4 protein-coding genes are annotated in these 7,757 nt (G+C 55.3%); 1 reads left to right on the top strand and 3 read right to left on the bottom strand.

What is annotated here, in order from left to right:
* Positions 1–58 precede the first annotated feature (58 nt).
* On the bottom strand, positions 59–742 hold the full coding sequence (locus ABYV26_RS16270; protein ID WP_372682408.1) for a DapH/DapD/GlmU-related protein: 684 nt from the start codon (positions 740–742) through the stop codon (positions 59–61).
* Positions 743–785: 43 nt separating this feature from the next.
* Here ABYV26_RS16270 and ABYV26_RS16265 point away from each other — a divergent pair, with 43 nt between their 5' ends.
* Entirely contained in the window at positions 786–1,145 is a 360-nt protein-coding gene (locus tag ABYV26_RS16265) for a hypothetical protein (RefSeq protein WP_372682407.1), read from the top strand.
* 110 nt (positions 1,146–1,255) lie between these two features.
* On the opposite strand, the gene ABYV26_RS16260 is transcribed toward ABYV26_RS16265, so the two are convergent.
* On the bottom strand, positions 1,256–6,631 hold the full coding sequence (locus ABYV26_RS16260; protein WP_372682406.1) for a GDSL-type esterase/lipase family protein: 5,376 nt from the start codon (positions 6,629–6,631) through the stop codon (positions 1,256–1,258).
* Between the two features lie 276 nt (positions 6,632–6,907).
* The coding region (locus tag ABYV26_RS16255) for a GMC oxidoreductase (protein ID WP_372682405.1) at positions 6,908–7,757 on the bottom strand (850 nt) is incomplete at its 5' end.

The raw sequence follows: 7,757 nt of genomic DNA, 5'->3' as shown, positions 1-7,757 counted from the left end.
TATGGACTCCCGCCTTCGCGGGAGTGACACCACTTGTGACTTTTTACGGAACCATCAATTATGGAGGGCAAATATCGCAGCGTCTACCGACCCTGCTTGCGGGTGAACCGACCGCGATGGTATAGTCGGGGATGTCACTTGAGACAACCGATCCGGCCCCAATAACTGCGCCTTTACCGATATGCACGCCATCTAAGACAATCACACCGAAGCCCAGCCAGACATCGTCTCCAATGACGATGTCCCCCCTTGATATCAACGGCTGCTCCTGGATCAGCTGGTCAGGTTCAACCCCATGGTTATAGGGGTAAAAAGCACAATTCGGCGCGATTTGCACATCCCGGCCGATGATGATGCGCGAATGGTAGGCCGACAACTGACAGCGGGGGTGAATGTGTGAGTCTCGACCAATTTGGACCGACCCACCGGCACCGGTCTGGATGTAGGTGTTGGCGTATACATGAACCCGGTCTTCAATTTCAACTGCCCCGCCATGGTCAGCTTGAAAAATAACCACGTTGTCACCAATAAAGACGTTTTGGCCAAAACGAACCTTAGCGTGATAAACCGTGGCGCTGGGTGAAAAGTAGCCTTTAGGATTCATTCGCGCAAGATAGCATCGCCCATAGTAAGGGGGCGCAAACCAGACGGCCAGACGTGTTGCCATCCGCCCCAAAGGGCCGCGACCCGCAAATTTCATCCAAAGCCGTTCCCAATAAGAGGTCATCTTTCGTATTTTCATATTGAAAATGGTAAAAACCGGAAAAAGGAAGAGAGGGCGATAGTTGAATCAGCTGCAGGATGAATTAAGGAACGATCTCGTCAATTATCTTTTGATGTGCATCGAGCAGCAATCGTATCCTCAATTTCTGGCTGGTGTTAAACGTAATCTCCACGTCAACGAGATTCCTGCCGTTTCTTTTCTGATTATCTTCAATGATTCGATAGGTCGCCCCGTCATATCGTTCGGTCAAGAATTTTTTATAGTCGGGGTCTTTGAACGTATTTTTTCGTCTGTCTCGCAGATCTTTTCCCAAGCATTTTTTTATGTTTTCTATATCGCCGGCGAAAAGACTGTTCATGTAACGATCGACCGCCGCTTTCGCGTCTGTTTGGGCGATGGCCGTTTCCATACTCAGCAATAAAAAGAAGGCGAATATCGCGATAAAAAGCGAATGGTTGGCTATTTTATTGGAATATCTCATAATATCCGTTCAATGGTGAAGATAGCCCCTGAATTTTACAGGGAAGCGTTTCATTGTTCCACGACGATTACGATATAATTTACATCCGCAGCGTTGGCGCCCTGGGCAAGGTTTCCACCCAAGGTAACGTCACCCGGGGGAAACGTTTGATTGAACAGGTGAAGCTGCGCGGATGGATCTGAGACCGGAAGGCTTACCTGCGTGTCCGTGTAGCCGAGCAACCAGTCCGGAATGGCCGCTGAGGGGTCGCCTGGGTCAATATCATAGGCCACATACACGTCAACGGCCCGGTCAATCGTAAAGGTAATGTAGTCGCTGCTGGTGTTTGTCGCATCAGCATTAGGGGTCATGATCCACACCCCGTTTTCCAGACCAAGTCCGGAAGGTATTGCGCTGACGGTGTGCGCTTCGTCGATGTAATAGCGGTCTCCGACCTCGATCAGGTTCTGTTTGATGTACGGTGCATGGGTGGAGGGCTCCAGATTCAACAGGATGAATCGGGGCGGGGGACACGGGTCGGTGTATGGCATGGCGCCGGTCAAGACATCGTGCCAGAGCCGGGTCATGTAATCATATCCGAGTCCATTGGGATGGAGATTGTCCACGAACAGACTGAAGAGATTTCTTTCCTCCAAAAAGCATTTGAAGAAATCCGGCCCGATGTCGATGCCGGTAACATTCTGGGTGATGGCATCCCGATAATCTCGAATCAGAACGTTGCGCGTCGCCTCCGGCGCCGACGGGTCAGGGTATATCGATCCGGTGGAGCCGGACCCAAAAGCCGGCGGTGTGATGCCCACGACAACCTGAATATCGTTATTTTTGGCTTTTATTTTGTCGACGATTCCCTGGATATTGTTTGCGAAAACGGTTTTAGTGGCCGGCATACTCGCTTCAGAGTCATTGGTGCCGATCAATACGGTTAATTTATTTAATTCAGGATTGCGTTCTAAAATTGAATCGATTCGAATATTGAGAAGATCCCCGGATTGATCTCCGCCAATTCCTTCGTTGACGACGATGCTGGGGTATATGTTGGTCTCGGTTAAGGCTTTTCCCAAAGGCCCGGTGTATCCCTGGAAAGAAAGGCTCGGGTTGTCCGGGGCGAGATTGTCCGTTTGGTAGGTATCGTAGGCGCCATTGGTGATGCTGTCTCCGGTGGCGACATAATCGTCCCCGTCGACCCCGACGGCGATGTTCTGATCGAAGGCCGCGGTCGTGCCATCCGCTTGTCGCAGAACCGCTTCGATCTGATGATACCCCTGGGAGACGGAGGCGAATTGAGTGATGTAAGGCGCTTCATCGACCACGTCGACAACAGCGCCGTCGAGCAAAAAGACCACATCGCTGCCGCAGGGTTCGCTGGCGGCAACGGCGGACACGGAGAAGGTTGAAGGGGCCACGACCGTGTTGCTCAGCGGATAGGACAGCCCAATTGTCGGGGCGTAATTCGTGCCTTCTATCAGCAGGCTGTCAAAGGCAGCGGCCGCGGCACTGTAAAAGGCGACGGTTCCGGTGGTCAGGTCGGAATCCTCCACGGTGAACACTAAGTTATCGTCGATATCAACATAGATTGTGGATCCGTTGACCGTTACCGACACCTGGATCGGCTCACCCACTGTATACCCGATGGCGTTGGACGCCAGGGGGGTAAATTGCCCGGCCACCCGCTTTTCCAGGCGCGTGTACCCGAACCGTGAATCGATCGAAAGGCGATAATAATTATCGGGGTTGCGGTAGCGTATCATGCAGCCGATGTCGTCGCCGGTCTCCGCGGCCGGCGTCATCTCAAACGACACCCGATAATTTTGCAGGCGCATCCCCGTGGTCAAATAAGAAAAGGACCCGAGGTGATACGATTCGACAAGGTTTTCTCTGCTGCTGGCTCGAACCTGGTTTTGCTGTTGATAGGACCCGTCCTGCAGCATCCAGGCGGAAGCATTGCCGGCGTCGTCCTCAAATTGCCAATCGTCCAGCGGACCCGCATCAAAGGATTCCGCGTATGGAAGGACCAATGGGGTGCCGCCGGTGGCGCTCTCAGGCGGTCCGATTCCTGTCGGGACAAAATCCGGATCGGTGGTCAGTAGAATTTTGTCGAAAATGAACCCGTCCTCCCGCATCCAGGCATTGATGGTGTGCACACCGGTGGATGGAATGTCGATGGTGGCCGGGGCCGATGCACCCGACCCGTAGGCATCGCTGCTCCAGACCCAGGCTCCGGACGGGTTGAATGACTTGATCTCACTTGCCGATGTAACCGCCGTGCCGTTCAATCCAACATGTATGCTGTCGCCGCCGGTATCCGGCCCGTAGCCGCGGACCCATACGTAATGGGTGCCGGCGTTGACAAAATTCACCTTGAAATCCAGTCGCGGACTGCTCAGCGGCGCAAAACCACTGGTGATCATGGTACCGCTATTGGGCGTCGCTTCCAGTGCCCCGGGACCTGAAGCACCAACAAATGGATTCGCCGTCCAGTTGTGGGATACAAACGGATTCTTGGCATGGTAATGTTCCGCCTCCATCGACACGAGTCCCTGGCTGCCGGGATCTTGTTGAAACCCATCAGGCAGACTTGCCGCGGGCTGGACGTCGATTAACAGGGTTTGGTGTTCGGCGGCGCCCGAGCCGTTGTCATCGATCGCCCTGATCGTAATCGTCAGGGGGGCCAACACGGCATCCCCGACTGCCGGTGTCCAGGTGAACAAGCCCGTACCGTCACCGTTATCCGCAAGCTGCGCATTCTCAGGAAGGCCGCAGGCTTCAAGGACCAACGGCCCCGGGCCGTCCGTATCCGTTGCCGTGACGGTGAAAGTGAGCGTCTGGCCTTCGACAACCATCTGATCGCCGATGGGATCCAGCACCGGTGGCTGGTTGACCGGTTCGGGAGCGACGGATATCGAAATGATCTCAGCGGAAGCCAGACCGTTCCCGTTGTCGTCGGTGGCGGTGAAGGTGACGGCATAAGGACCGCCAATTGAATTACCGACCGCCGGTGTCCATGAAAAGATGCCGCTGCCGCCGCCGTTGTCGGTAAAGCTTGCATCCCCCGGCAAGCCTGATGCATTCAAGATAAGTGGGGCGGGGCCGTCCGTATCGGAGGCGGTTACGCCAAAGGTCAAAGGCTGGGTTTCGGTCGCACTTTTATTCCCGATCGGATCCAGGACTGGTGCCTGGTTGGCCGGACCACTGTCCAGGCTGCCGAATACGCCGGCAAAGGCCGCCAGGCCGAGGCCACCCCGTTCTGCGAGGTAAGCAGCCAGGTCGCGGCCATCCACATCGCCGTCTCCATCCCGGTCGGCATCCGCCGGGCTGACCAGCAGGTAAGCGACCTGTTCGGGAACGTGGGTTTGTTCTGGGTCAAGAAGCTGGTCTTCGTCCACCGCCAGGTCGATCGCGGTGTCGGATAGCGGGTTGGCGCCGTAGAGCAACGCCCAACTGCCGTCACCACCGCGCATGCCTGCCTGGGACACAACCGCGCCGGCCACGTCGGATATGCCGCTGATCGAATAGGTGTAGGGCGGTGCGTCAGCGACACCGGAAACGGCTGCTGGGCCGACACCGGCGGCAATCTGCAAACCATTCGGGTCGAAAGACCCGTAGGTACCGGCTTCCACCACCACCAGGCCAATCGTTTCGTCAGCCCGGGTCGTGTCCCCGTCTTCACCGACATGCTTGCCGGTAAACAGTGTTGAAGCTGTTGGCGCTTGCTGCCGGTCCACGCCGCGACACCAGAACACGGAAAAACCAGCATCGTTTTCGGTCATCACCTGGCCCAGGACGACCGGGTTTGTGTAGCTGTTAAGATAAGACTGGGATTGGCCAAGCCAGCTGCCGGTGAAATCGGTGACGGTCGAGGGGTAACGCCGCGCTTCCATGGTAATGCCGTGTTCCGCCTGCGTGTAGACCCCTTCTTCAACAACCAGGTAGTAAACATCGATGCCGGCAATATCGGCAGCGGTGTCGTTCACATTGACGGCTCGCATCTCAAAACCGGTGGGGCCTGAATTGCGGATGCGCACCACGATCGGCGGATCCGCATCGTCATAGTTGGGGCTGGCGATAACGATGGGTGAAGTGAAAGCACTATCCAAATTGACGGTTACCCAATTTTCATCTACATTATTGCGCGTTCCGGTTTCACAGACTAAACCTGACAGGCGCCAATTCAACGAGAAGAGAATGTAGATCGCACCGCGGTCGGTGCCGCCGTCGTCATCCCCGTCAGCACCGACGGCCACATCCAATTGGCCATCGCCATCCACATCACCCAGGGCAACGATTGATTGACCGAATTCATCACCGTCATCCAAACCACCGGTGAACCCGCCTGCCGTACCACTGATCTTCTGATGCGCCTTGACGGTTCCGTCGGTATCCAGGAACAACATCCAGACGGCACCGCGATTGAAACCGCCGTCATCCTCCCACTCGGCACCCACGGCGATGTCGATGATCGTATCACCGTTCAGATCCCCTATGGGTGCCAGGGATTCTGCAAAACCGTTGTTGTCTGAAAGCAGGCCGGCGAACCCACCCGCCGTTTGACTGATCTTCTGGTGGGCCTTGACCGTCCCGTCGGCGTTGAGAAAAAGGATCCAGACCGCGCCGCGGTCGGTGCCGCCGTCATCGTCAAACTTGGCGCCAACAGCGATATCGATAATGCCGTCACCGTCAAGATCGCCTAAACCGGCCACCGATTGACCGAGTTCATCGGAATTGTCCAATCCGCCGGTGAAACCGCCGGCGGTGTCGCTGATCTTCTGGTGCGCCTTGACCGTCCCGTCGGTGTTGAGGAACAGGATCCAGACCGCGCCGCGATCCGTACCGCCGTCATCATCCCACTTGGCACCCACGGCGATGTCGCGGATATTATCCCCGTCAAAATCGCCCAAAGCCGCCACCGACTCCGCAAAACCACCGTTGTCCGAAAGGATGCCGGCAAACCCACCCGACGTGTCGCTGATCTTCTGGTGCGCCTTGACGGTTCCGTCGGTATTGAGAAACAGGATCCAGACCGCGCCGCGATTCGTACCGCCGTCATCATCGCCTGCAACACCAACGGCCAAATCGGGTGTACCGTCTCCATCGAGATCGCCTATACCGGCCACCGATTGACCAAATTCATCGACATCGTCCAATGCGCCGGTGAAGCCGCCAGATGTGTCGCTGATCTTCTGGTGGGCCTTGACCGTTCCGTCGGTGTTGAGAAACAGGATATAGACCGCACCGCGATCCATTCCCCCATCATCGTCATCCTCAGCGCCAACGGCGAGATCGGGCACACCATCCCCGTCAAGGTCACCCAAAAGGGACAGTGATTCGCTGAAATCATCGAAATTATCGAGTATTCCGGTAAATCCGCCGGAAGTATCGCTGACTTTTTGATGGGCAATCACTTGCGCATGAATGGTGCCCGCGGACATACCGATAAATGATAAGATCAGAATTAATTTTATTGCTCGTCGCATAGGAGACATTAGCAGTCAGAAGTCCGAGGCCAGCGTTCAGAAGTCAGAAGCACTTGAACACAACACGAAAGCAAAGGTTGTGCCTTCCGACAAGTTAAATTTTAACAATAAATGTCAATAGGTTGGATAAGGCGCTGATAGTGCCATGCACTTGCATAGGAAAGAACTTACTTAAATTGATGACTTTTTTTTCATAACCGCTGAAACGGAATACACGTCACCGGAAGACGGCTATAGATTCATTTTACGGCCTTCGGCGACGATGTACGCTGAGGCGCGGGCTGCAATGGCATGAATCGTCAGTGAGGGGTTGGCGGTTCCACCGGTGACGAAACAGCTGCCATCGACGACAAACAAATTGGACACGTCATGGGACTGGCAAAAGCTGTTCAATACCGAGGTGGTGGGATCATTGCCCATTCGACAGGTTCCCATGTTGTGAGCGCCGCCGCCGGGTCGGATACCCATTTTAAGGATTTTCACCGCACCGGCGGCATCGTAGATTTCTTTGAGTTTTCTTTCCATGGCGACCAGCATCGATTGGTCATTCTCACGTAATTCAAACGTGATACGCGGGACCGGCATGCCGTACTCATCTTTCACTTCCTGATCCAGCGCCACACGATTTCTTTCATCGGGCAGTTGTTCCCCGATGGTCAGAAGGCCGGCCACATGACCAAAGTTGCGTCTCATATAGTCTTTGAGTGGTTTTCCCCATAAATGAGCCTGTTTGGCCATCTGCACGGGCCCGATGATCCCGTTGTGCAGATCGGTTTGCCACCCCCGCGCAAACGACTGATTGGCCTGCGTCTTGGCGAAATCCTGCGAGGTTGCACCACCGTTGAAGCCACGGTAGGAGTCGATGCGATCAGGAAAGAGGGCCTCTGAAAACAAGCTTAGATGCTGCATGAAATATTTGCCCACCACCCCGCTGCTGTTGCCCAAACCGTCGGGAAAGGCATTCGATGTGGAGTTCAGCAGCAATCTCGGCGACTGGATGCTGCCGGCCGAAACAACAATCACCCGGGCTTCCTGCTCGTGTTCGACGCCGTCCTGATCTACATAGACCACACTTTTGGCT

The sequence above is a fragment of the Desulfosarcina sp. genome, from assembly GCF_041551955.1.
GTDB lineage: Bacteria > Desulfobacterota > Desulfobacteria > Desulfobacterales > Desulfosarcinaceae > Desulfosarcina.
The sequence above is the reverse complement of the archived record's forward strand: the minus strand, read 5'-3'. Positions and strand labels throughout refer to the sequence as shown.

Coding starts and splice junctions, on each gene's coding strand:
- ABYV26_RS16270 (WP_372682408.1), bottom strand. CDS start 742: ATGAAAATACGAAAGATGACCTCTTATTGGGAACGGCTTTGGATGAAA.
- ABYV26_RS16260 (WP_372682406.1), bottom strand. CDS start 6,631: ATGTCCGCGGGCACCATTCATGCGCAAGTGATTGCCCATCAAAAAGTC.